The organism is Williamsia sp. Leaf354 (assembly GCF_001424365.1).
In the GTDB taxonomy this organism is placed as follows: Bacteria; Actinomycetota; Actinomycetes; order Mycobacteriales; family Mycobacteriaceae; genus Williamsia_A.
In genome coordinates this window covers 334,137-357,852 of sequence record NZ_LMPL01000001.1, presented here as the reverse complement: position 1 = coordinate 357,852, position 23,716 = coordinate 334,137, and the positions used below count along the sequence as shown (strand labels likewise).

The window sequence follows — 23,716 nt, the reverse complement described above, 5'->3', positions numbered from 1 at the left end:
GTCACCGGGGTGAGTGCACAGCTGCGCGATCTCCCCGTCCCGCTCGTCGGTGCCCCCATGGCCGGCGGACCCACCACAGACGATCTCGTCGTCGCCGTCGGGGACGCAGGGGGGCTCGGTTTCCTCGCCACCGCCTATCGGTCGGCCGAGCAGATCAGGGCCTCGATCGATGTCGTCCGCGAGCGCGGCGTGCAGCGTTTCGGCGCCAACCTCTTCGTCCCGGATGCCGCCGGTGTGCACGAGACCGATCCGGCGGGCGTCGCGCGATACGTCGAGGCTCTCGCACCCTGGGCGCAGGCTGCGGGCGTCGAGGTGCCCGAGGTGCCGTCGTTCTCGACCGCCGAGTACGCCGCCGCGTTCGACGTCGTCGTCGAGCGTCGCGTCCCGTGGGTGTCGTTCACCTTCGGGCTGCCCGCCCCCGACGAGGTCGCTCGCCTCCACGAGGTCGACGCCACGATCGTCGTGACGGTCACCACCGTTGCCGACGCGCACGCGGCAATGGAGCGCGGCGCCGACGTCCTCTGGGTGCAGGGACCGGCCGCCGGTGGCCATCGCTCGACGTTCGCCGTCGCGCAGACGCCGCCGGAGGAGTCGCTGGACGACCTGCTCTCGGCGATCGTCGAGTCGGTTCCGACACCGGTGATCGCGGCCGGGGGAGTCGCCGACGGATCCGACGTGGCACGACTCCTCGGGCTCGGCGCCGGTGCCGTCGGGATCGGCACCCTGCTGTTGCGGACCCCCGAGGCGGGCACCAGCGCCCCGTACCGTCGGGCCCTGGCCGCGGCGACCGAACCCGGTTCCGGGGCGCACACCGTGCTCACCCGGGCATTCTCGGGACGCCCCGCCCGCGGGCTCGCCAACCGGTTCCACCACGAACTGGGCCACCTCGCGCCGTCGGTGTTCCCCGAGGTCAACACCCTGACCGGCCCCATCCGGCGCGCGGCGACGGCCGCCGACGACGCCGAGGCCATCACGCTGTGGGCCGGCGAGGGTTTCGCCGCCGCCCGCGCGGTCCCGACGGCCACCGTGATCGCCGACCTGTGGCACGCAGCGGTCGAGCACGGCGCCGCCGGCTGATCCACAACAGGAATCGATCCACAGGCACCGACACGCTCGCCGATCGCGACCATGCGCACTCCACTACCGTGGCTGACCATGACCGATTCGGGGACGGGTGCCGACACGACGGCGTCCTCGGCTGCCCGGACGCCGACCGACGAACAGCTGCTCGCCGCGCATCTCGCCGGTGACCCGCGGGCCTTCGGCCACCTCATCCGCCGCCATCAGAACTACCTGTGGGCGGTCGCCCGCCGGAGCAGCCACAACGCCGAGGACGCCTCCGACGCTCTCCAGGAAGCGCTGCTGAAGGCGCACCGCAACGCCGCGACCTTCCGGGCCGATGCGCAGGTCCGGTCGTGGTTGCACCGCATCGTCGTCAACTGCGCGCTCGACCGCGTCCGCCACAACACCCTGCGACACACCGTCCCCATCCCGGAGTTCGACATACCGGCCCTGGCCGATCCACGGGACGCGACCGCCGAGATCGACACCCGCCTCGCCGTCGACCGCGCACTGGGCACGCTGCCCGCCGACCAGCGGCAGGCCGTCGTCGCCGTCGACGTCGAGGGCTACTCGGTCACCGACGCCGCCGCGATGCTCGGCGTCCCCACGGGGACCATCAAGAGTCGGTGCGCCCGGGGCCGCGCCAAGCTCGCCGTCGCACTCGGTCATCTCCGCGAACCCGACGATGTCCCACCCGGCGGGAACCCATCGATCCCGGTCGGCGTCTGATGGGTATGCGGATGGGCACGTACGCCGACACACCGACAGCTGCGAGCAGGGAACGGGAGGCACGATGACCGACGATTCCCCCGCGCCGCACCCCGGTCCGCCGTTTCCCGTCGACCTCGTCGCCGACCTGCACGCGGGTGTCCTTCCCGAGGACGAGGCGGCCGCGCTGTGGCCGCGGGTGCGCGCCGATCCCGCCGCCCGACGCGTGCTCGACGCCCTCGACGCCACCCGCACCGACCTCGCGTCCGCCCCGGTGGCCGATGATCCGCCGCCGGCCGCGGTCAGCGCGGCGATCGAGGCGACGCTGGCCGGTCTCGAGGGGCGCTCGACAGCCACGGAGGGCGACCCCACCACCGAAGGAGAGGTCGAGTCGCTCGCCGATGCGCGGGCACGATTGCGCGATGCCGGCCGGCGTCGCGGTCTGCTCATCGCGTTGGCCGCGGCCGCGGTCATCTCCGTGGTCACGCTGGTGGTGGCGATCTCGACGGCGTCGATGTCGTCGCAGGGCACCGTCACCAACGCCGAGCCGTCGGTCACGTCGTCCCAGCTCGCGCCGACACCGTCCGACGACCCCGCGGGAACCGACATCGCGCCCGTGGCCCTCCTGTCGGTGCTGGGGCGATCGGAGGCATCGTTCGACGGGTCCACCGACGCCGCGCGCCTGCAGCGATGTCTGTCCGCGAACGGCGTCGCCCCCTCCACGCCGGTACTCGGGTCGGGCACCCTCACCGTCGACGGTGGTCGGCGGACGGTCGTGCTGCTCGGCACCGGACAGGCCGGGCGCTTCGACGCGCTCGTCGTGGGCACCGACTGCGACAGCGGCCGACCGGCGCTGATCAGCCGACAACGCATCGGGGGCGCACCACCGACGAGGTGAGGCGACGGGAACAGATCCCCTTACCCTTGTGTTGAATCAGCCGATCACGCACGTGGAAAGAGGACAGATGAGCGACACAGGGACCGAGACGATCCACGACGTCATCATCGTCGGATCCGGACCGGCCGGATACACCGCCGCCGTCTACGCCGCACGCGCCGAACTGGCACCCGTCGTCTTCGAGGGCACGCAGTTCGGTGGTGCGCTCATGACGACCACCGAGGTCGAGAACTTCCCGGGTTTCCAGCAGGGCATCCAGGGTCCGGCGCTGATGGACGAGATGCGCGAGCAGGCACTGCGTTTCGGTGCCGACCTGCGCATGGAGGACGTCGACGTCATCCGGGCCGAAGGCGACATCAAGGAGGTCGAGGTCGGCGGCGAGGTGTACCGCAGCCGCGCACTGGTCCTCGCGATGGGTGCCGCAGCCCGCTACCTCGACGTCCCCGGCGAGTCGGATCTGCTCGGGCGCGGCGTCTCTGCCTGTGCGACCTGTGACGGGTTCTTCTTCAAGGACCAGGACATCGCCGTCATCGGCGGCGGCGACTCGGCCATGGAGGAGGCGACCTTCCTCACGAAGTTCGCCCGCAGCGTCACCCTCGTCCACCGTCGCGAGGAGTTCCGCGCGTCGAAGATCATGCTCGAGCGCGCCAAGGCCAACGAGAAGATCCGCTTCGTCACCAACGCCGGCATCAACCGCGTGCTGGGGGAGACGTCGGTGACCGGCCTGGAACTGGTCGACACCGTGACCGGTGAGACGTCGACACTCGACGTGACCGGCATGTTCGTCGCCATCGGTCACGACCCGCGCAGCGGTCTGGTCGCCGGTCAGGTGGATCTCGACGACGACGGATACGTCCGCACCGTCGGCGGCACCACCGCGACCAGCGTCGAGGGTGTGTTCGCCGCGGGCGACCTCGTCGACCACCGGTACCGCCAGGCCATCACCGCGGCCGGTACCGGCTGCAGCGCCGCGATCGACGCGGAGCGGTGGCTCGCCGAGCGCGCCGACGCCACGACCCATGTCACCGCCGACGTCGCGGTCGCATCACTGGCCTGACCACACCCCTCCGGATCGGCAGGCCGCCGCTTCCGGACCACACGTCACGTTTCCACTAGAGGAGGAACACACAATGGGTGCAAACACAGTCGTCGTCACCGACGCGACCTTCAAGTCCGAGGTTCTCGGCGCCGACAAGCCGGTGCTGGTCGACTTCTGGGCCACCTGGTGCGGCCCGTGCAAGATGGTCGCCCCCGTGCTCGAGGAGATCGCTGCCGACAACGGTGAGAAGCTCACCGTCGCCAAGCTCGATGTCGACGAGAACCCCAATGTCGCACGGGATTTCAAGATCATGTCGATCCCCACGATGATCCTCTTCGAGAACGGTCAGCCGACCAAGACGATCGTCGGGGCCAAGGGCAAGGCAGCCCTGCTGCGCGAGCTCGACACCGTCCTCGGTGCCGAGAAGCCCGCGGTCTGATCCACCGGCCGACGGGCTCGGCCTACCTTCGTTCATCGGGTGTGTGCGGCGTCCGCCGCGCGCACCCGATGGCGTGTGGAGCACCTGACGCAGCGTGTTGGTCAGGGGACCACCGACCTGAGACACTGTGATGTCGATATGCACTCCGAGCCGTCGACATGCGAGAAAGGCTGTGGTGATGGCGCTGTACCGCCTGGGTGATCAGGGGTCTGCTGTCGCTGAGATCCGTTCGATCCTCACCACGCAGGGCCTTCTCACCGACACCGGCTCGGCCGGTCGGCACAGCGCCGATGCCGAGACGTTCGACCGACCCGCCGTCTTCGATCACGAGGTCGAGCACGCGGTGCGCACCTTCCAGCAACATCGTGGCCTCATCGCCGACGGCATCGTCGGCCCGGCCACCTATCGAGTCCTGCGTGAGGCGTCCTACCGCCTCGGCGCCCGGGTGCTCACCTACACCCTGTCGGCCCCCCTCAACGGCGACGATGTCGCGACGTTGCAGTCGCGGCTGCAGAACCTGGGGTACTACACCGGTCTCGTCGACGGGCAGTTCGGCGCATCGACCGACACCGCGCTGCGGTCGTACCAGAGCGAGTACGGGATGACCCCGGACGGAATCTGCGGCCCGGACACGCTGCGCTCGCTGAACAACCTCGGTACCAAGGTCACCGGAGGTTCCCCGCACGCCATCCGCGAGCAGGAGTCGGTGCGACGCTCGGGCCCCCAGCTGTCCGGCAAGCGCGTGGTCATCGATCCCGGCAACGGAGTGGTCGACGCCGCTGTCAGCCCGGAGACCGCGGCGCTCGAGACGACCATCCTGTGGGATCTCGCGCACCGACTCGAAGGACGCATGGCGGCCGCCGGCGTCGAGACATTCCTGTCGCGATCGGTGTCGGACAACCCCGACGATGCCCAACGGGCCCGCACCGCAAACAGTTTCGACGCCGACCTCGTGGTCGCACTTCGATGCGCGCACCACAAGTCGCCGACCGCCGGCGGCGTCGCCACGTTCTACTTCGGCACGCCTGCGGGGTCGGTCTCGACCATCGGCGACTCGCTCTCGGGGTTCGTACAGCGAGAGATCGTGGCGCGAACTCCACTGCGCGACTGTCGGAGTCACCCGAAGACGTGGGACATCCTGCGCCTGACGCGGATGCCGGTCACCCAGATCGACATCGGGTACATCACGAACCCGCACGATGCGGCCGCCCTGAACGACCCCCAGATCCGCGACACCATCGCCGACGCGATCCTCGTCGCGGTCAAGCGGCTGTACCTGCTCGGCGAGAACGACCGGCCCACCGGCACCTACACCTTCGCCGACCTGCTGGCGTCGGAGCACATCGCTCGCTGAGCGGTTGCCCGCCACGACACCTCGGCGTCAGCCCACCGGTACCGCGGTCCGTTCCCGTCCGGTCGCGTCGATGGTCGCCATCACGACCAGCCCGGCCAGTGCGCTCTCCACCGCCGACTTCCACCCCAACCCCTCGTCGAGTTCCAGACGGAACCGCGGGAACCGATGGTGCGGGGCGACGAGCTCGAAGCCCACGTCGGTGAGGAAGTGTGCGTCCGTCATACATCCCGGGCAGAGGGTGGAGGACGGATCGGGGACACCCGGCTTCGCCGGCGCGAGGTCATCGGGTTCGTCACCCGCCGAGCGGACGATGCCGAAGGACTCCACCGCGCGGACGCCACGTTCGACGAGATCGGCGACGACCGCCGACACCAACGACTCGGCCGTTCCCTCGAAGCCCGCGTCCACACGGACCGACGTGAGAAGGACGGCGTCAGCACTGACGGGGGAGGTGGGGAACAGTCGGGCGCGCGGCACGCGACCGGGCGGTGCGTAGAACGCGGTGCCGATGGTGCGACCCGTCGTCGACTCGACCGCCACCTGTGCGCACTTACCCCAGTCGAGCATGACCATCGAGACCCATGCCTCTTTGTCGAACTCGCTGTCGATGACGTAGCCGCTCTCGGGTCCGGGGATCCCGACCGGATCGACCTCCCAGAAGATGCACTGCCGGACGTGGGTGGGCAGTGACTCGAAGCCGTCGAGCCGGAGCGGGCTGATCGAGACGCTCATCAGCCCCTCCCGACGGATTCGGGGCGCACCCTGTGGTAACGGGCGGCGTCATCGCGCGAATGCATTGCGGCACAACGGTTGTCGACCGTCGCGGGTGTCCAGGGGTGGCTCAGCGTCACAGTGACGTTTCGCTCCTTGACCGGAGTACGTGGTTCGACACGGTCACTTCGCCCCATTCTCGGCCAACAGATCCACGATGCGTTCGAGGTCGTCCACCGAGCCGAATTCGACCACGATCTTGCCCTTCCGCTTGCCGAGCGACACCGTCACGCGGGTGTCGAGGCGGTCGGAGAGCTTCTCGGCCACGTCCTGCAGACCCGGCATCAGCATCGGCTTGCGCTTCGTCGGCGTGCTCGGCGTCGCGGCCGGCCCGTCGTGATTGGCGAGGGTCACCGCCTCCTCGGTCGCGCGGACCGACATCCCCTCGGCGACGACGCGTGCCGCGAGCGCCTCCTGTAGATCGGATCCACCTTCCAACGACAGCAGTGCGCGGGCGTGACCGGCCGACAGGACCCCCGCGGCGACCCGCCGCTGGACGGGGATCGGCAGCTTCAGCAGTCGGATCATGTTCGTCACCACGGGACGAGAGCGTCCCAGTCGCGTCGCCAACTCGTCGTGCGTCACGCCGAACTCTTCGAGCAGCTGCTGGTACGCCGCGGCCTCTTCGAGCGGGTTCAACTGCACCCGGTGGATGTTCTCCAGGAGCGCATCCCGGAGCATGTCCTCGTCCTGGGTCTCGCGCACGATCGCCGGAATCGCGGTGAGTCCCGCGACCTGACTGGCCCGCCATCGACGCTCACCCATCACCAGCTGGAAGGCGACATCGCCCACAGGGGAGGGGAGACGACGGACGACGATGGGCTGCATCAGCCCGAACTCACGGATCGAGTGGACCAACTCGGCGAGGGCTTCCTCGTCGAAGGCGGTACGTGGCTGCTGCGGGTTCGGCTGGATGTGGGTCGGCGGGATCTCCCGATACACCGCACCCGCCGCCGACGCCGTGTCCTCAGGTGACTCTGCGGCGGGAACCGCGGTGGCGGTACGGGCTGCGCCGCCCTTGCGTGGCGCCTCGCCGAGCACGACATCTGCCGCGGCGGCGCCCAGACGGGGGCCCTCGTCGGGTCCGGTGGGGATCAGTGCTGCGAGTCCTCGCCCGAGGCCGCCCTTGCGCTGTGTCATGCGGTGCCGTCCTCCTGCCGTGTCGCCGATGCGCGCATCCCGAGCTCCCGCCCGGCGTCCAGATAACTCATGGCGCCTCGTGATCCGGGGTCGTACTCGATGATCGTCATCCCGAATCCGGGAGCCTCCGACACCTTCACGCTCCGCGGGATCACCGTGGTGAGCACCTTGTCGCCGAAGTGCCTACGTACCTCGTCGGCGACCTGGTCGGCCAGCTTGGTGCGTCCGTCGTACATGGTGAGAAGGACGGTCGACACCCAGAGGTCCTTGTTCAGGTGCGCCTGGACGAGCTCGATGTTCGACAGGAGCTGCCCCACGCCCTCCAGGGCGTAGTACTCGCACTGGATGGGGATGAGCACCTCCCGGGCGGCGACCATGGCGTTGACGGTCAGCAGGCCCAGCGAGGGCGGGCAGTCGATGATGACGTAGTCGATGTCGTGCGCCCGGATCGTCTCGAGGTCGATCGCGTTCCGCAGTCTCGTCTCGCGAGCGACCATCGACACCAACTCGATCTCGGCACCGGCGAGGTCCAGCGTGGCGGGCACGCAGAACAACCGGTCGTGAGCAGGCGAGGGCTGCATGGCCTCGGCGAGCGTGATCTCCCCGAGCAGGAGTTCGTACACCGAGGAGATATCGGGGTCACGGTGGTCGATCCCGAGCGCGGTGCTCGCGTTGCCCTGCGGGTCGAGATCGATGACGAGCACGCCCAGACCGTGCAGAGCGAGGGCGGCCGCGATGTTGACCGACGTCGTCGTCTTACCGACGCCGCCCTTCTGATTGGCGACCGTGATGATGCGGGGTTCCACGGGCCGAGGGAGCCGACCCGCCATGCCTTTGGTGAGGACCTGGCTCGCACGTTCGGCCGCAGCCGCAATCGGGGTGTCGTGGTACTTCCCCGTGGTTTCACGTGAAACGTTCGCCGGCGTGGCCTGCGTGCCGTCCGACGGTGTTTCACGTGAAACATGAGGCTGGGCCTCCGAGACAACCGCGCCAGAGGGAGCGCCTCCGTCGGGTGGAACCTGTCCCACAGCCACTCTCCTTCGACCCCGCTTGCTCAACATTCTGCGCCCAACCTCCACACCGCACCAATCCCACCGACCAGACGTGATCGCGCTCTAGACGCGGCCACGGTCATCGACGCTTGCCGGGCTTTCCGCGATACTCGCCGCGGACCACCGTCGTCGCCACGGCAAGAGTATCGGCACCGAACGACTCCACGCGCAGGTCGCCCAACCCGGCCCTCGACAACGCGGCGCGATGCTTCTCGATCTCCTCTCCGGCAGAGGAACCCTTGATGGCGAGGAGTTCCCCACCGGGCCGGAGAAGCGGTAGCGACCACCGCGCCAGACGATCCAGCGGCGCGACCGCACGGGACGTCACCACATCGGTTCCACCCACGGCAGCGATGACTTCCTTGTCCTCGGCACGCCCTCGCACCACCTCCACATCGAGACCCAGCATCCCGACGATCTCGACCAGGAACTCGTACCGACGCAGTAGCGGCTCCACAAGAGTGACGCGGAGGTCCGAACGGGCGAGCGCCAGCGGGATACCGGGCAGCCCAGCTCCACTACCGATGTCCACCACCCGACCGTCGGCCGCGATGGCCTCTGCCGCGGCAGCACAGTTCAACACGTGTCGGGACCACATCTGGTCGACCTCACGCGGGCCGATCAAACCACGAACCACTCCGGCATCGGCGAGGAAGTCACGGTAGGTGGCGGCAGCCTCGACCCGCCGACCGAAGAGCGTGTGGGCCGCGGCGGCGATATCGGGGTTGTCGAACTCGGCGTCGTGTTTCACGTGAAACATCCTTTCCGGGATGGGGCAGAAACGCCACAGGGCCCCGGCGGAACCGGGGCCCTGTGGGTGTCGAGTGGGGGAGAGGTCAGCGCTTGATGACCACGACGCGACGCTTGGGCTCGACGCCCTCGCTCTCGCTGATGACGCCATCGACAGCGGCGACCGCATCGTGCACGATCTTGCGCTCGAACGGGGTCATGGGGTCGAGCTCCTCGCGACCACCGTTCTCGGCGACGCGGTGGGCGACCTCCGAGCCGAGGGCAGACAGCCGCTGGCGACGGTCGGCACGCCAGCTCGCGACGTCCAGCATGAGACGTGACCGCTCGCCGGTCGCCTGCTGCACAGCCAGGCGTGTCAGCTCCTGGAGAGCGTCGAGCACCTCTCCGTTCTTGCCGACCAGCTTCACCAGATCACGTCCGCCGTCGATGCTCACGATGGCGCGATCGCCGTCGACATCCAGGTCGATGTCGCCGTCGAAATCGAGAAGGTCCAGAAGCTGCTCGAGGTAGTCACCGGCGACCTCGCCTTCCTCGACCAGACGGTCCTCACCGTCACCGGTGCCGGCGCTGTCCTCCGCGGAATCCGCGGAATCCGCGTCGGAAGGCGTGGTCGTGTCGTCGGCGACGATATCGTCCGTGGTCTCGATCTCAGCGACGTCGGCGTCGCTCGTCTCTGCCGTCATGTGTTCTCACCTTCGAATCGTGTGTGTACAAGTCAGTTCGCCGACCGCATCGTGGGGGTCGCGCGAGGGTGGTGGTGGAGATCAGCGTCGCTTGCGTCTGCGCTGCTGCGTCGTCGCCGGCTTCTGTCCCGGCCGTGGCTTCGCTCCGGAACCGGCTTTCGATCCGCCGCCCGATCCGTTGGACCCACCGCCGTTGGATGCACTCCCGTTCACGGCGCTGCCGGTCGTGGCCTTGCCGTTGCTCTTGGAGAGGTTCGGCGCCGACCCCTTGCCGTTCGCGCTCGACTTCGTGGTGTCACCCGACGTCGTCGCGTTGTCGCCATTGCCGTTCGCCCCGGACCCGTTGGCATCGGAGGCATCGACCGTGGTGGGTTCGGCCTTCTTCTTCGCGCGGTCCGGACGGGCGCCGGGCTTCGGTGCGTTGGCCTTCAGCTTCTCCTGCTTGGCGGCCTTCTTCTCCGCGTCTTCCTTCTCGATGCGGTTGAAGACGATGTGCTGCTGTCCGTAGGTCCAGAGGTTGTTGCTCACCCAGTACAGGAGGATGGCGACGGGGAAGAACGCACCGGACACCAGGATGCCGAGGGGGAAGACGTAGAGCGCGAGCTTGTTCATGATCGCGGTCTGCGGGTTCTCGAGAGCGGCCGCACCCTGACGGGCGACCGAGGCACGCGAGTTCATGTGCGTCGCGATGGACGAGATGATCACCAGCGGGATGACCAGGTAGACGATGTGGTTACGGGTGAAGTCGATGACGCCGTCCGCGCTGAACGCGACCCACTCCGACTTGGGCTGCGAGATCGCCGCCGAGAGAGGCACGCCGAAGAGCCGGGCGTCGAGGAAGTTCTGGACCTGGTCAGCGTTGAAGGCGTAGTTCCCGATCGATCGGGTCTGCTCGGCGCTCATGCCCAGCTGACCGAACCCGGTACCCATGCGGTTGAACGAACGCAGGACGTGGAACAGACCGATGAACACCGGGATCTGCGCCAACATCGGCAGACACCCGAGGAGCGGATTGAATCCGTGCTCCTTCTGGAGCTTCTGCATCTCCTCGGTCATCTTGACGCGATCCTTGGCGTACTTCTTCCGGATCGCCTGCAGCTGCGGCTGGATCTCCTGCATCTGCCGCGTGGTGCGGATCTGCTTCACGAACGGCTTGTAGAGGATGGCGCGCAGCGTGAACACGAGGAAGATCACCGAGAGTCCCCACGCGATGCCGCTGCCGCCGGGGGAGTCGGGGAGGATGTGGCTGAAGACCCAGTGCCAGACCCACATGATCGCCGAGACCGGCCAGTAGATGAAGTTGAGCACGGTGTCAGTTGCTCCTCACTGCGTCGGAGACGCACCTTGTCGCTGCGTCGGAGACGCACCTTGGTTCGGCGTCGGAGACGCTCGATCGATCAGCGTCGGGGACGCGGGGGTCGGGATCATCGCCGGTCTGCGCACCGGTCACCAGTCCATGGTGCCTGTTCCGCTCGGGGACGGGGTCATAGCCGGGTTTGTGCCAGGGCCCGCACTTGAGCAGGCGCCAGAGGGAGAGTGCCCCTCCGCGGATCGCGCCCCATTCGGTGAGGGCTTCCACGGCGTAGGTGCTGCAGGTCGGTTCGAAGCGGCAGCTCGGCATGCGGGTGGGGGAGATCCACGTCTGGTACGCACGCACCAGGAAGATCAGCGACCGCCGCATCCAGCTGCCGGGGTTCACGATGCCGCCAGGCCAGATCTGGCAATTGCCGACGACACCTGTTCTGCGAGTACACTTTCCGGTGCACTCGCCGCGTTCGGTAGAGCGCGGATGACGACGGTCGACGGCGTGGTGACCCCGTCGAGCGCATCGGCACTCGCTGCACGCAGACGCCTGGCGACCGCATGTCTGGCGACCGCGTTGCCGACCGACTTGCTGACGATCAGACCGACGCGCGGTCCGCTGGGCTCGGCGACATCGACGCGGACGCCGCGGGCGTCCGGCCACACATCCGGGGTGACCAGGACATAAGTCATGAGGTCACGACGACGTACGCGCACCCCGTGTCGAAGTGTGCGACTGAAGTCGGACCTGTGTGAGATCCGCTGATGTCGGGCGAGCACCGGTGCATTCGACAGTGCGTACGCACCGGATACGGAGCGTACGGACGTGACGAATCAGGCAGTCAGGCCCGCACGGCCCTTGCGGCGACGTCCGTTGACGATGGCACGGCCGGCACGTGTGCGCATGCGCAGACGGAAACCGTGCACACGCGCGCGCCGACGGTTGTTCGGCTGAAAGGTCCGCTTGCCCTTGGCCACGGGGAACTCCTCGTTGTCGGGGCGCCGGAGAGGACATGCGTCCTCGACACCCGTTTATCTGGTGGTCTCATGCCGGGTTCGGTCGAATCCGAGCGCATTCACCACGACCGGCCACTCCACGTGACGACGAGGAGCCTTCGAGCAGGCGACGCGCACGAGAAAACCCACACCTCGGCGACCGTTCGAGAGTACTGACCGTCTCGGGGCCGGTCAAACCGCCGAACAGGGGTCGGGCGACCCTCACCGGAAGCGGGCGCGATCGACCCGACCTGCGGCGACACGCCGTACACGCCGGGTGCCGCGATCTGCGGCCCGAAATGTGCGTACCGAACGGTTGAGAGTCCGTCGGACGTCTGTTAGCTTTCCACGAGCACATCGTTCGGCGGGGAGTTGATCGTCGATCGCGCGGCCTGGGGACAACCGGTCGCCGTGGCCCTCAGGGGCTGCCCGATGTCGTCGGCGCCGAGATGGTTCGGCCTGGTCGACGCCTCTTCTATATCTGTCCACACCTGTGGATAACCGTGTGGACAAACGTCGGTGGGTAGGCGACGATGGGCCACGCGGTACGGCCCACCACGGACGATCGCCACCTCGAGGAGGGGTCACGATGAGTTCCGACCGCGACACCTTCGGTGACATCTGGCAACAGGTGCTCGTGGAGCTCACCACCGACGACACCCTCGGTGATTCCCTCACCCGTCAGCAGAAGGCGTGGCTGTCACTGGTGCAGCCACTCACCCTCGCCGAGGGGTTCGCGTTGCTCGCGGTGCCGTCGGCACTCGTGCAGGAACAGATCGAACGCACTCTCCGCGAACCGATCCGCGCATCACTCAGTCGCCATCTCGGCGCGGAGGTCGATCTCGGCGTCCGGATCGATCCCGATGCCGAGTCCTCGGTCACCAACCATGCACCCCTCGACGTGAGCGCGGCGTTGAACACGCTCCCCGACACCTTCGCCGATCGGCGCGACGCGAACGACTACCTCCACGACACCCCGCGGATCGACGGTGTCCTCGGCAGCGGTCTCCCGCCGGCCGACGGTCGATCCGCCGACGGTGACTGGTCGACGTACTTCCATCCCGGTCCCGGTGAACCCAGCAGTCTGAACCCCAAGTACACGTTCGACACCTTCGTCATCGGGGCGTCGAACCGTTTCGCCCACGCCGCGGCGGTCGCGATCTCCGAAGCACCCGCGCGGGCGTACAACCCGCTGTTCATCTGGGGTGAGTCGGGACTGGGCAAGACGCATCTGCTGCATGCGGCCGGTCATTACGCGCAGCGGCTGTTCCCGGGGATGCGTGTGAAGTACGTGTCCACCGAGGAGTTCACCAACGACTTCATCAACTCGCTGCGTGACGACCGCCGGGTGGCGTTCAAGCGTCGCTACCGCGATGTCGACGTGCTCCTGGTCGACGACATCCAGTTCCTGGTCGGCAAAGAGGGCATCCAGGAGGAGTTCTTCCACACCTTCAACACCCTCCACAACGCGAACAAGCAGATCGTGGTGTCGTCGGATCGGCCGCCGAAGCAGCTCGCGACCCTCGAGGACCGGTTGCGCACGCGCTTCGAGTGGGGCCTCATCACCGACGTCCAGCCACCCGAACTCGAGACCCGCATCGCCATCCTCCGCAAGAAGGCGCAGATGGACAGCCTGCAGGTCCCCGACGACGTGCTGGAACTCATCGCCTCGAAGATCGAGCGCAACATCCGCGAACTCGAGGGCGCACTGATCCGTGTCACCGCCTTCGCATCACTGAACAACGCCGAGCTGAACCTGGCGCTGGCCGAGATCGTGTTGCAGGCGCTGCTCCCCGACACCGGGAACGTCGAGATCAATGCGCCGGCCATCCTCGCCATCACCGCGGAGTACTTCGGCATCAGCGTCGACGAACTGCGTGGGCCCGGCAAAACACGGTCTCTCGCCCAGGCCCGTCAGATCTCCATGTACCTCTGTCGTGAACTCACCGATCTCTCGCTGCCGAAGATCGGTGAGACCTTCGACCGCGATCACACCACGGTCATGTACGCGGACAAGAAGATCCGCAAGGAGATGGCCGAGCGCCGCAAGGTGTACGACTACGTCCAGGAACTCACCGCGCGCATCAAACAGCGCTCGCGGACCTGATCCCTTCCCCACTCCGGGCACCATGTCTCGACCTCGGGTCGAGATCGCTCGTCCCTGTCGACGGCCCTGAAGGGGCACTGTTCTGTCGTTCCCCAGCTGTGGATAACTCGGTGGATAACCCTCGTAAACTGTGGAGCAACGGTGGACCGAGGTGAACGAACACCGACGTGTGCACAACGTGGCGCCCAACCACCGGCAACGCTCCACGTGTCATACACAGACCTCCACCCGGTCCCAACTGGGCGGGATGGGCTCGGTCCACAGATTGAACAGCTCCTATGACTATTGATATTCACTCTCTTTCACTTCTCTTTATAAGAAGCGATGTGCACAGAGTCCTCTGTCCACACCCTCGGCCCGGACGCCGTCGTCGGCTCGGGTGCAAGCTCCACCCGTTTGCCACGATCGGCGCCGGTCCGTTCTAGAGTGGTGCCCACTGGCCGACGAAGCATCGTCCGCACCACGTCGTCTCGCGGACGACATCGTCACCACCGACCGGAAGGGCATTCGTCGCTATGGAGGATCGGACCGATCGGGAGGGTCGATCGCTGTGAAGTTCCGTGTGACACGCGACGAATTCGCCGACTCCGTGGCGTGGGTCGCCCGCAGCCTGCCCAGCCGCCCGCCCGTCCCGGTTCTCGGATGCGTGGTCCTGACCGCCGGTGACACCGGTCTGACCGTCTCGGGCTTCGACTACGAGGTGTCGGCCCAGGTCGACATCTCCGCCGAGGTCGCCGACGAGGGCCGGGTCCTCGTGTCGGGCAAGCTGCTCGCCGACATCACCCGCGCGTTGCCGGCCAAGCCGGTCGATGTCTCGCTCGACGGTTCGCGGGTCGCGATCACCTGTGGCAGTTCGCGTTTCTCGCTCCCGACCATGCCGGTCGAGGACTACCCGACACTGCCCGAGGTGCCCACCGTCACCGGCACGGTCCCGGCCGAGGTGTTCGCCGAGGCGATCACCCAGGTCGCGATCGCGGCCGGCAAGGACGACACCCTGCCGATGCTCACCGGTATCCGCGTGGAGATCGAGAACGACACCGTGGTGCTCGCCGCGACCGACCGCTTCCGGCTCGCCGTCCGCGAACTGACCTGGCAACCCACCACCGGTGACACCGCCGCGGTCCTCGTGCCGGCCAAGACACTGTCGGAGTCGGCGAAGTCCGCAGGTTCCGACGGATCCCCGGTGTCGCTGGCACTCGGTTCCGCGGGCAGCATCGGCAGCGAGGGACTGCTCGGCATCCTGGGCCAGGGCCGCCAGACCACCACGCGTCTCCTCGACGCGGAGTTCCCCAAGTTCCGCCAGCTGCTGCCGCCCTCCCACACCTCGATGGCAACCATCGAGATCAGTGCCCTGACCGATGCCATCAAGCGCGTCGCGCTCGTCGCCGAGCGGGGTGCGCAGGTGCGTCTGGAGTTCACCGACGGTTCGGTGCTGCTCACCGCAGGTGGCGACGACGCCGGCAAGGCCGAGGAGGAGGTGGCGGTGTCGTTCTACGGGGACCCGCTCACCATCGCCTTCAACCCGACCTACCTGCTCGACGGTCTCGCCGCCCTGCACACGACGTCGGTCGACTTCGGGTTCACGACCCCCAGTCGCCCCGCGGTGCTGCGTCCGTCGACCGGTGACGCACCGGTGCCCGACGACAGCGGCGCCTACGCCGCACCGTCCAGCGATTTCACCTATCTGCTGATGCCGGTTCGCCTTCCGGGCTGATCGACGTCGCGTCCCCGGCCCGCTGATGCGCCGGTGCCGCACCGCTTTTCGACGAGAGGACGCACCATGCAACTCGGCCTGATCGGTTTGGGCAAGATGGGTGCCAACATGCGTGAGCGCCTCAAGGGCGCCGGCCACGAGGTGATCGGTTACGACCCGCGACCCGAGGTCACCGACGTCCCCTCGCTCGACGAGCTCGCCGCCGCACTCCAGGCACCGCGTGTCGTGTGGGTCATGGTTCCCTCCGGTGCCGCGACCCGCGAGACGGTGGAGAAGCTGGCCGAGGCCCTGTCACCCGGCGACCTCGTGATCGACGGCGGCAACTCGCGCTACACCGACGATGCACCGCACGCGGAGTTGTTGGACGCCAAGGGAATCGGCTACATCGACTGTGGTGTGTCCGGCGGCGTGTGGGGCCTGGCCAACGGGTACGGCCTCATGGCCGGCGGAGCCCCGGAGCACATCGAGCGCGCCATGCCGATTTTCGACGCCCTGCGTCCCGAGGGTGACCGTGCCGACGGATTCGTCCACGCCGGACCGGTCGGTGCCGGTCACTACGCCAAGATGGTGCACAACGGCATCGAGTACGGGCTGATGCACGCCTACGGCGAGGGCTACGAGCTCCTCACCGCAGAGCCGCTCATCACCGACGTCGCCGGCACCCTGCAGGCATGGACCCACGGAACGGTCATCCGTTCGTGGCTGCTGGACCTGCTCGTGAAAGCGCTCCAGGAGGATCCCGGCCTGGCCGAGATCTCCGACTACACCACCGATTCCGGGGAAGGGCGGTGGACGGTGGAGGAGGCGATCCGACATTCTGTGCCCGCCAACGTCATCTCCGCCGCGCTCTTCGCACGTTTCGCGTCGCGGCAGGAGAGCGGTTCACCGACACTCAAGGCCGTCTCGGCGCTGCGCAACCAGTTCGGCGGCCACTCGGTGAAGCCGTCCGGTAGCTGAGAGCACGTGTTCGTCCGCACCCTGCGGCTGCGTGACTTCCGCTCGTGGAACGACGTGTCGGTCGACCTCGCGGCGGAGCCCACGATCTTCGTGGGGCGCAACGGTTTCGGCAAGACCAACCTGATCGAATCGCTGCAGTACCTGTCCACTCTCCGCTCGCATCGGGTGAGCACCGACGCATCACTGGTCCGGACCGGTGCGCAGTCGGCCACGGCGTCGGCGACGGTGATCAACGGGGGGCGTGAGCTGACCGCCGAGGTACAGATCACCCCGGGCAAGGCCAACCGTGCATCGGTGAACGGTGCACCGTCGCGGCGGGCACGCGACATCGTCGGCATCCTCCGGACCGTGCTGTTCGCACCGGAGGACCTGGCGCTGGTGCGCGGCGAGCCCGCCGACCGTCGTCGCTTCGCCGACGAACTCGCCGCGCTCGCCGGCCCACGCATGGTCGCTGCGCGCAGCGACTACGACAGGGTGTTACGTCAGCGATCGGCATTGCTGAAAACCGCTGCGGGAGCGATGCGTTCGGGCGGTGACTCGGCGGCGTCGGTGATCAGCACCCTCGATGTGTGGGACACCCAGCTGGCGCGCTTCGGCGCCGAGGTCACCGCCGGGCGCATCGACGTCGTCGAACGATTGCGACCACTGGTCGCCGACGAGTACGCGACACTCGCGCCGCACTCGCGTCCGGTCGACCTGCGCTACCGGCCCAGTGTGGGAGACGACATCGTCCCGGCCGACGGGACCGCGGCCGACGTCGAGTACATCGAGGCCGTGTTGCTGACCCGGTTGTCGGAGGCGCGCAAGAAGGAGATCGAACGCGGGGTGTGTCTGGTGGGTCCGCACCGCGACGACATCGACGTCGTGATCGCCGGTCAGGTCGCGAAAGGCTTTGCCAGTCATGGCGAATCGTGGTCGTTGGCGTTGGCGATGCGTCTGGGTTCGGTCGAGTTGATCCGTGCCGACGGTGCCGAGCCCGTGGTGATGCTCGATGACGTGTTCGCCGAACTCGACGCGTCCCGGCGCGCGGCCCTGTCACGGTTCGCGGCGTCGGTGGAACAGGTCATCATCACCGCGGCGGTCGCCGAGGACATCCCCGAGGCGATCGGCGGTCGCCGTATCGCGGTCGGGGTGCGCGAGTCGTCGCCGGAATCCGGTGGCCGGGAGTCGTACCTGCTCGAGGAGGATCAGCGGTGACCGACGAACCGCAGGTGGGCGGTCCGCAGGAGGAGCCGAGCAGCGGTCACGCGATGGCCCGCAAGGCACTCGAGGACGCCCGCAACGCCGCGCGTGCGGCGGGGAAATCGGTCGGCCAGGGCCGCTCCTCGCCGGTGCGGCGGCGCGCCCGCGGTCGTCGCGGCGGCTACTCGGGATCGGGGCCCGATCCCCGTGACCCGCAGCCGCTCGGTCGGCTCACCGGATCGCTGTCGCAGGACCGCGGATGGGGCGACAAGATCGGCGAGGGCACGGTGTTCGGGGCGTGGGCGCGGATCGTCGGACCCGACATCTCCGCACACGCCCAGCCGACCGATCTGCGCGACAAGATCCTCTATGTCACCGCCGAGTCGACGGCGTGGGCCACGCAGCTACGCCTCATCCAGGGCCAGATCATCGCGAAGATCGCCGCGGCCGTCGGGAACGGCGTGGTCACGCAGCTGCGGATCACCGGACCGAAGGCACCGTCGTGGCGCAAGGGCGAGCGACACGTCCGTGGCCGGGGACCGCGCGACACCTACGGCTGAAACTGCCCTTCAGAGGTGCGTGACGGTGCGCGCCCACGATCGCCCCTAGGAAATGTCGAGAAATTCGGTCTGTGGGCGCGTCAGACACCATGGACAGCCGTTCTCGGACGCCTGAGGCAGTACTATGGAGGGAGTGCCCCGAGAGGGGTTCGGAAAGCACGTCCCGAGCAATTGAGGAGCGGACCCCACCCGTGGCCGACAGCAGCGACACCCCGAACGACGAGAACTCCCCGGCGACCACCCCGCCGACATCACAGCCCGAGAAGGCGGCCCCCAAGAAGGCTCCGGCCAAGAAGGCGGGCAGCGGTAGCTACGGCGCCGACTCCATCTCCATTCTCGAAGGTCTCGAAGCGGTTCGCAAGCGTCCCGGCATGTACATCGGCTCGACCGGTGAACGCGGCCTGCATCACCTGATCTGGGAGGTCGTCGACAACTCGGTCGACGAGGCGATGGCCGGTCACGCGAGCAAGGTCGACGTGAAGCTCCTCGCCAACGGGGGAGTGGAGGTCATCGACGACGGCCGCGGCATCCCCGTCGAGATGCACAAGACCGGTGTCCCGACCGTCGAGGTCGTCATGACGCAGCTCCACGCCGGCGGCAAGTTCGACTCCGATTCCTACGCGGTGTCCGGTGGTCTGCACGGCGTCGGCATCTCGGTGGTCAACGCCCTGTCGACCAAGGTCGAACTGGAGATCGACCGCGACGGCTTCCACTGGTCGCAGACGTACAACTACGCCAAGCCCGTCGAGCTCGTGAAGGGGTCGGCCACCCGTCGCAAGGGCACGACCACCCGTTTCTGGGCCGATCCGGAGATCTTCGAGACCACCGACTACAGCTTCGAGACGATCTCGCGGCGTCTGCAGGAGATGGCGTTCCTCAACAAGGGGCTCACCATCACCCTCACCGACGAGCGTCCCGCGCAGATCGGCAACGACAGCGACGACATCGAGACGGCCGAGGCACCCAAGAGCCAGGCCGAGCTCGACAGCGAGGCCGCGACCGAGGTCTCCGACGTCATCGAGATCGCCGACACCGCGGGCGAGAGCGTGCGCAAGGAGGTCTCGGGCAAGCCGCGCACGAAGATCTACCACTACCCGGGTGGACTCGAGGACTACGTCGCGCACCTGAACAACCGCAACAAGTCGCGGTTGCCGATCCACGCCTCGATCGTGAGTTTCACCGCCAAGGGCACTGGCCACGAGCTGGAACTGGCGATGCAGTGGAACGACGGCTACTCCGAATCGGTGCACACCTTCGCCAACACCATCAACACCCACGAGGGCGGCACCCACGAGGAGGGTTTCCGGTCGGCGCTGACCAGCACGGTCAACAAGTACGCGCTCGACAAGAAGCTCCTCAAGGAGAAGGACGGCAAGTTGACCGGTGAGGACATCCGCGAGGGTCTCGCGGCGGTCATCTCGGTGAAGGTGTCCGATCCGCAGTTCGAGGGTCAGACGAAGACCAAGCTGGGCAACACCGAGGTGAAGAGCTTCGTGCAGAAGGTGGCCAACGAGCACCTGTCGCACTGGTTCGAGTCCAATCCCGCCGAGGCGAAGATCATCATCAACAAGGCGGTCGGTTCGGCGCAGGCCCGCATGGCCGCGCGGAAGGCTCGAGAGTTGGTGCGGCGCAAGAGCGCGACCGACATCGGTGGCCTGCCCGGCAAGCTCGCCGACTGCCGCAGCAACGACCCCGCCAAATGCGAGGTCTACATCGTGGAGGGCGACTCGGCCGGCGGCAGCGCCAAGTCGGGCCGCGATTCGATGTACCAGGCGATCCTCCCGATCCGCGGCAAGATCATCAACGTCGAGAAGGCCCGCATCGATCGTGTCCTCAAGAACACCGAGGTGCAGTCGATCATCACCGCCTTCGGCACCGGTATCCACGACGAGTTCGATCTCGCCAAACTGCGGTACCACAAGATCGTGCTGATGGCCGACGCCGACGTCGACGGCCAGCACATCTCGACGCTGCTGCTCACCCTGCTGTTCCGCTTCATGCGTCCCCTGGTGGAGCACGGCCACGTGTATCTCGCGCAGCCTCCGTTGTTCAAGCTCAAGTGGCAGAAGGGTGCCGTGCCGGAGTTCGCCTACTCCGACCGTGAGCGCGACGGACTGCTCGAGGCCGGCCGCGCCGCGGGCAAGAAGATCAACACCGACGACGGCATCCAGCGCTACAAGGGCCTCGGCGAGATGAACGCCAAGGAGCTGTGGGAGACCACGATGGACCCGACGGTGCGCGTGCTGCGCCAGGTCACCCTCGACGACGCCGCGGCCGCCGACGAACTGTTCAGTGTCCTGATGGGCGAGGACGTCGTGGCCCGACGCAGCTTCATCGCCCGCAACGCACGGGATGTGCGCTTCCTCGACGTGTGATCGACGCCGGTTTCGTTTCACGTGAAACACGGCGCCGTACAACGAAAGTGATCTGATGACTGACACCACCTTGCCGCCGGGCGGCACCACCGACGAAAACGGCGGCGACCGCATCGAGCCGGTCGACATCCAGCAGGAGATGCAGCGCAGCTACATCGACTACGCGATGAGCGTCATCGTGGGCCGCGCGCTGCCCGAGGTGCGCGACGGCCTCAAGCCCGTGCACCGTCGACTCCTCTACGCCATGGGAGACGCCGGATTCCGGCCCGACCGCAGCTACGTGAAGTGCGCGAAGCCGGTCGCGGAGACGATGGGCAACTACCACCCCCACGGCGACACCGCGATCTACGACGCCCTCGTGCGCCTCGCCCAGCCGTGGTCGATGCGCTACCCCCTCGTAGACGGCCAGGGCAACTTCGGCTCGCGCGGCGACGACGGTGCCGCCGCGATGCGGTACACCGAGGCCCGCCTCACGCCGCTGGCGATGGAGATGCTGCGCGACATCGACGAGGAGACCGTCGACTTCACGCCGAACTACGACGGCAAGACCATGGAGCCCACGGTGCTCCCGAGCCGTATCCCGAACCTGTTGATCAACGGGTCCGGCGGCATCGCGGTCGGCATGGCGACGAACATGCCGCCGCACAACCTCAACGAGGTCGCCGACGCGGTGTTCTGGGCGCTCGACAACCACGAGGCCGACGAGGAGTCGACGCTGGCCGCGTGCATGGAGCGGATCAAGGGACCCGACTTCCCGACCGCGGGACTCATCGTCGGGTCGCAGGGCATCGTCGACGCCTACACCACCGGGCGCGGCAGCATCCGCATGCGCGGTGTGGTCGATGTCGAGGAATCCCGCACCGGCGCAACGACACTGGTGATCACCGAGCTGCCCTACCAGGTGAACCCCGACCGCATGATCGTGTCGATCGCCGAGCAGGTCAACGACGGCAAGCTCAAGGGCATCAGCCGCATCGAGGACCAGTCGTCGGACCGTGTCGGTATGCGCGTCGTGGTGACCCTCAAGCGCGACGCCGTCGCCAAGGTCGTGCTCAACAACCTCTACAAGCACAGCCAGCTGCAGACCAGTTTCGGCGCCAACATGCTCTCCATCGTCGACGGCGTCCCGCGCACCCTGCGTCTCGACCAGATGATCCGCTTCTATGTGGCCCATCAGCTCGACGTCATCATCCGACGCACGCGCTACCGGTTGCGCCGAGCCGAGGAGCGCGCGCACCTGCTGCGCGGTCTGGTGAAGGCCCTCGACGCGCTCGACGACGTCATCGCGCTGATCCGGCGCTCGGCCAACACGGAGGAGGCGCGTGCGGGGCTGATCACCCTCCTCGACGTCGACGAGATCCAGGCCGACCACATCCTCTCGATGCAGCTGCGGCGTCTGTCGGCGATGGAGCGTCAGAAGATCGTCGACGACCTCGCCGAGATCGAGCTCGAGATCGCCGACTACCTCGACATCCTCGCCAAGCCCGAGCGCCAGCGTGCGATCGTGCGCGACGAGTTGACCGAGGTCGTCGAGAAGTTCGGCGACGAGCGACGCACCCGCATCATCGCCGCCGACGGGGACGTCACCGACGAGGACCTCATCGCCCGCGAGGACGTCGTCGTCACCATCACCGAGACCGGGTACGCCAAGCGGACCAAGACCGACCTCTACCGCAGCCAGAAGCGTGGCGGCAAGGGCGTCCAGGGTGCGGGTCTCAAGCAGGACGACATCGTCCGGCACTTCTTCGTCTGCTCCACCCACGACTGGATCCTGTTCTTCACCACGAAGGGTCGGGTCTACCGGGCGAAGGCCTACGAGCTGCCCGAGGCCAACCGCACCGCCCGCGGCCAGCACGTCGCGAACCTGTTGGCCTTCCAGCCCGAGGAACGCATCGCGCAGGTCATCCAGATCAAGAGCTACGAGGATGCTCCCTATCTCGTGCTCGCGACCCGCGGTGGTCTGGTGAAGAAGTCCCGTCTGGTCGACTTCGACTCGAGCCGTTCCGGCGGCATCATCGCGGTCAACCTGCGCGGTGAGGACGAACTCGTCGGCGCCCAGCTGTGCAGCTCGTCCGACGACCTGCTGCTGGTCTCGACCAAGGGCCAGTCGATCCGGTTCAGTGCGACCGACGAGGCGTTGCGCCCCATGGGGCGCCAGACGTCCGGCGTGCAGGGCATGCGGTTCAACGACGACGACCAGCTGCTGTCGCTCAACGTCGTCGTGGAGAGCACGTATCTGTTGGTGGCGACCGCCGGCGGCTACGCCAAGCGCACCGCGATGGACGACTACCCGGTGCAGGGACGCGGCGGCAAGGGCGTGCTCACCATCCAGTACGACCGCAGGCGCGGCGAGCTGGTCGGTGCGCTCATCGTCGACGACAACAGCGAGGTCTACGCCATCACCTCCAACGGTGGCGTGATCCGTACGCTGGCCAAGCAGGTGCGCAAGGCCGGTCGTCAGACGAAGGGCGTCCGCCTGATGAACCTCGACGAAGGAACTACGCTCTTGGCAATTGCCCGCAACGCCGACGAGCCCGATGAGATCGACAGCGCGTCCGACGGGAAGTAGCGGGGCAATCGTCTCCTCCCGGCAGACATCGCACCGCACACACGAGGTGAAGGAATTC

Annotated in this window: 22 protein-coding genes; 13 read left to right on the top strand and 9 right to left on the bottom strand. The window is 67.6% G+C overall.

Annotation, left to right across the window (positions count from 1 at the left end):
- Positions 1 to 9: 9 nt before the first annotated feature.
- The 6 genes from ASG12_RS01635 (at position 10) to ASG12_RS01610 (ending at position 5,500) form a co-directional block, all read left to right on the top strand.
- Positions 10 to 1,077: a nitronate monooxygenase gene (locus tag ASG12_RS01635; protein ID WP_235455794.1), complete on the top strand. Its 1,068-nt coding sequence runs from the start codon at positions 10 to 12 to the stop codon at positions 1,075 to 1,077.
- A 78-nt stretch (positions 1,078 to 1,155) separates the two neighbouring features.
- Positions 1,156 to 1,791: an RNA polymerase sigma factor SigM gene (gene sigM, locus ASG12_RS01630; RefSeq protein ID WP_055784441.1), complete on the top strand. Its 636-nt coding sequence runs from the start codon at positions 1,156 to 1,158 to the stop codon at positions 1,789 to 1,791.
- A gap of 64 nt (positions 1,792 to 1,855) precedes the next feature.
- Complete coding sequence (locus tag ASG12_RS01625; protein WP_055784439.1) at positions 1,856 to 2,668, top strand: anti-sigma factor family protein; 813 nt, start codon at positions 1,856 to 1,858, stop codon at positions 2,666 to 2,668.
- A gap of 67 nt (positions 2,669 to 2,735) precedes the next feature.
- On the top strand, positions 2,736 to 3,725 hold the full coding sequence (gene trxB / locus ASG12_RS01620; protein WP_055784437.1) for a thioredoxin-disulfide reductase: 990 nt from the start codon (positions 2,736 to 2,738) through the stop codon (positions 3,723 to 3,725).
- Positions 3,726 to 3,798: 73 nt separating this feature from the next.
- On the top strand, positions 3,799 to 4,146 hold the full coding sequence (trxA, locus tag ASG12_RS01615; protein ID WP_045824930.1) for a thioredoxin: 348 nt from the start codon (positions 3,799 to 3,801) through the stop codon (positions 4,144 to 4,146).
- Between the two features lie 178 nt (positions 4,147 to 4,324).
- Positions 4,325 to 5,500 carry an N-acetylmuramoyl-L-alanine amidase gene (locus tag ASG12_RS01610; RefSeq protein ID WP_055787396.1) on the top strand — a complete coding sequence of 392 codons (1,176 nt, stop codon included), beginning with the start codon at positions 4,325 to 4,327 and terminating at the stop codon, positions 5,498 to 5,500.
- Between the two features lie 27 nt (positions 5,501 to 5,527).
- Here the strand turns inward: ASG12_RS01610 and ASG12_RS01605 are convergent, their stop codons facing one another.
- From ASG12_RS01605 to rpmH, 9 genes are all read right to left on the bottom strand, one after another.
- Positions 5,528 to 6,232: a hypothetical protein gene (locus ASG12_RS01605; protein WP_055784435.1), complete on the bottom strand. Its 705-nt coding sequence runs from the start codon at positions 6,230 to 6,232 to the stop codon at positions 5,528 to 5,530.
- Positions 6,233 to 6,394: 162 nt separating this feature from the next.
- Positions 6,395 to 7,411, bottom strand: a complete 1,017-nt coding sequence (locus ASG12_RS01600) for a ParB/RepB/Spo0J family partition protein (protein WP_055784433.1) — start codon at positions 7,409 to 7,411, stop codon at positions 6,395 to 6,397.
- Positions 7,408 to 8,439 carry a ParA family protein gene (locus ASG12_RS01595; RefSeq protein ID WP_055784431.1) on the bottom strand — a complete coding sequence of 344 codons (1,032 nt, stop codon included), beginning with the start codon at positions 8,437 to 8,439 and terminating at the stop codon, positions 7,408 to 7,410. Before ASG12_RS01595 ends, ASG12_RS01600 begins: the two co-directional genes overlap by 4 nt.
- Positions 8,440 to 8,542: 103 nt before the next feature.
- Complete coding sequence (gene rsmG, locus ASG12_RS01590) at positions 8,543 to 9,223, bottom strand: 16S rRNA (guanine(527)-N(7))-methyltransferase RsmG (protein WP_082501562.1); 681 nt, start codon at positions 9,221 to 9,223, stop codon at positions 8,543 to 8,545.
- A 76-nt stretch (positions 9,224 to 9,299) separates the two neighbouring features.
- Positions 9,300 to 9,896: a Jag family protein gene (locus ASG12_RS01585; protein WP_055784427.1), complete on the bottom strand. Its 597-nt coding sequence runs from the start codon at positions 9,894 to 9,896 to the stop codon at positions 9,300 to 9,302.
- Between the two features lie 81 nt (positions 9,897 to 9,977).
- Positions 9,978 to 11,204, bottom strand: coding sequence for a membrane protein insertase YidC (gene yidC, locus ASG12_RS01580; RefSeq protein ID WP_055784424.1), 1,227 nt, complete (start codon positions 11,202 to 11,204; stop codon positions 9,978 to 9,980).
- A 4-nt stretch (positions 11,205 to 11,208) separates the two neighbouring features.
- A complete protein-coding gene (gene yidD, locus ASG12_RS21065) occupies positions 11,209 to 11,595 on the bottom strand; it encodes a membrane protein insertion efficiency factor YidD (RefSeq protein ID WP_443089068.1) in 387 nt (128 codons plus the stop codon).
- Positions 11,592 to 11,978, bottom strand: a complete 387-nt coding sequence (gene rnpA, locus ASG12_RS01570) for a ribonuclease P protein component (protein WP_055784423.1) — start codon at positions 11,976 to 11,978, stop codon at positions 11,592 to 11,594. The genes yidD and rnpA overlap by 4 nt, the downstream gene beginning before the upstream one ends.
- Before the next feature lie 54 nt (positions 11,979 to 12,032).
- On the bottom strand, positions 12,033 to 12,176 hold the full coding sequence (rpmH, locus tag ASG12_RS01565) for a 50S ribosomal protein L34 (RefSeq protein ID WP_045824938.1): 144 nt from the start codon (positions 12,174 to 12,176) through the stop codon (positions 12,033 to 12,035).
- A gap of 607 nt (positions 12,177 to 12,783) precedes the next feature.
- Here rpmH and dnaA point away from each other — a divergent pair.
- The 7 genes from dnaA to gyrA all read left to right on the top strand — a co-directional run bounded on the left by dnaA (position 12,784) and on the right by gyrA (position 23,658).
- A complete protein-coding gene (gene dnaA / locus ASG12_RS01560; protein WP_055784420.1) occupies positions 12,784 to 14,301 on the top strand; it encodes a chromosomal replication initiator protein DnaA in 1,518 nt (505 codons plus the stop codon).
- A 550-nt stretch (positions 14,302 to 14,851) separates the two neighbouring features.
- Positions 14,852 to 16,015 carry a DNA polymerase III subunit beta gene (gene dnaN / locus ASG12_RS01555; RefSeq protein ID WP_055784418.1) on the top strand — a complete coding sequence of 388 codons (1,164 nt, stop codon included), beginning with the start codon at positions 14,852 to 14,854 and terminating at the stop codon, positions 16,013 to 16,015.
- 66 nt (positions 16,016 to 16,081) lie between these two features.
- On the top strand, positions 16,082 to 16,972 hold the full coding sequence (gene gnd / locus ASG12_RS01550) for a phosphogluconate dehydrogenase (NAD(+)-dependent, decarboxylating) (protein ID WP_055784416.1): 891 nt from the start codon (positions 16,082 to 16,084) through the stop codon (positions 16,970 to 16,972).
- A 6-nt stretch (positions 16,973 to 16,978) separates the two neighbouring features.
- Positions 16,979 to 18,169 (top strand): DNA replication/repair protein RecF, encoded by a 1,191-nt coding sequence (recF, locus tag ASG12_RS01545; RefSeq protein WP_055784414.1) that lies wholly within the window; start codon positions 16,979 to 16,981, stop codon positions 18,167 to 18,169.
- Positions 18,170 to 18,222: 53 nt separating this feature from the next.
- The gene (locus ASG12_RS21490) at positions 18,223 to 18,714 is read left to right on the top strand and encodes a DUF721 family protein (protein WP_156378002.1); all 492 of its coding nucleotides are present in this window, start codon (positions 18,223 to 18,225) and stop codon (positions 18,712 to 18,714) included.
- Between the two features lie 326 nt (positions 18,715 to 19,040).
- Positions 19,041 to 21,089 (top strand): DNA topoisomerase (ATP-hydrolyzing) subunit B, encoded by a 2,049-nt coding sequence (gene gyrB / locus ASG12_RS01535; protein WP_055787395.1) that lies wholly within the window; start codon positions 19,041 to 19,043, stop codon positions 21,087 to 21,089.
- A 55-nt stretch (positions 21,090 to 21,144) separates the two neighbouring features.
- Positions 21,145 to 23,658 (top strand): DNA gyrase subunit A, encoded by a 2,514-nt coding sequence (gene gyrA / locus ASG12_RS01530; RefSeq protein ID WP_055784410.1) that lies wholly within the window; start codon positions 21,145 to 21,147, stop codon positions 23,656 to 23,658.
- Positions 23,659 to 23,716: the final 58 nt, after the last annotated feature.

Excerpts from the sequence above, each read along its gene's own strand:
- trxB (WP_055784437.1), top strand. The coding sequence starts at position 2,736 with ATGAGCGACACAGGGACCGAGACGATCCACGACGTCATCATCGTCGGA.
- gnd (WP_055784416.1), top strand. The coding sequence starts at position 16,082 with ATGCAACTCGGCCTGATCGGTTTGGGCAAGATGGGTGCCAACATGCGT.
- ASG12_RS21490 (WP_156378002.1), top strand. The coding sequence starts at position 18,223 with ATGGCCCGCAAGGCACTCGAGGACGCCCGCAACGCCGCGCGTGCGGCG.
- ASG12_RS01605 (WP_055784435.1), bottom strand. The coding sequence starts at position 6,232 with ATGAGCGTCTCGATCAGCCCGCTCCGGCTCGACGGCTTCGAGTCACTG.
- trxA (WP_045824930.1), top strand. The coding sequence starts at position 3,799 with ATGGGTGCAAACACAGTCGTCGTCACCGACGCGACCTTCAAGTCCGAG.
- ASG12_RS01625 (WP_055784439.1), top strand. The coding sequence starts at position 1,856 with ATGACCGACGATTCCCCCGCGCCGCACCCCGGTCCGCCGTTTCCCGTC.
- gyrA (WP_055784410.1), top strand. The coding sequence starts at position 21,145 with ATGACTGACACCACCTTGCCGCCGGGCGGCACCACCGACGAAAACGGC.
- ASG12_RS01610 (WP_055787396.1), top strand. The coding sequence starts at position 4,325 with ATGGCGCTGTACCGCCTGGGTGATCAGGGGTCTGCTGTCGCTGAGATC.
- ASG12_RS01585 (WP_055784427.1), bottom strand. The coding sequence starts at position 9,896 with ATGACGGCAGAGACGAGCGACGCCGACGTCGCTGAGATCGAGACCACG.
- dnaA (WP_055784420.1), top strand. The coding sequence starts at position 12,784 with ATGAGTTCCGACCGCGACACCTTCGGTGACATCTGGCAACAGGTGCTC.
- sigM (WP_055784441.1), top strand. The coding sequence starts at position 1,156 with ATGACCGATTCGGGGACGGGTGCCGACACGACGGCGTCCTCGGCTGCC.
- rsmG (WP_082501562.1), bottom strand. The coding sequence starts at position 9,223 with ATGTTTCACGTGAAACACGACGCCGAGTTCGACAACCCCGATATCGCC.
- ASG12_RS01600 (WP_055784433.1), bottom strand. The coding sequence starts at position 7,411 with ATGACACAGCGCAAGGGCGGCCTCGGGCGAGGACTCGCAGCACTGATC.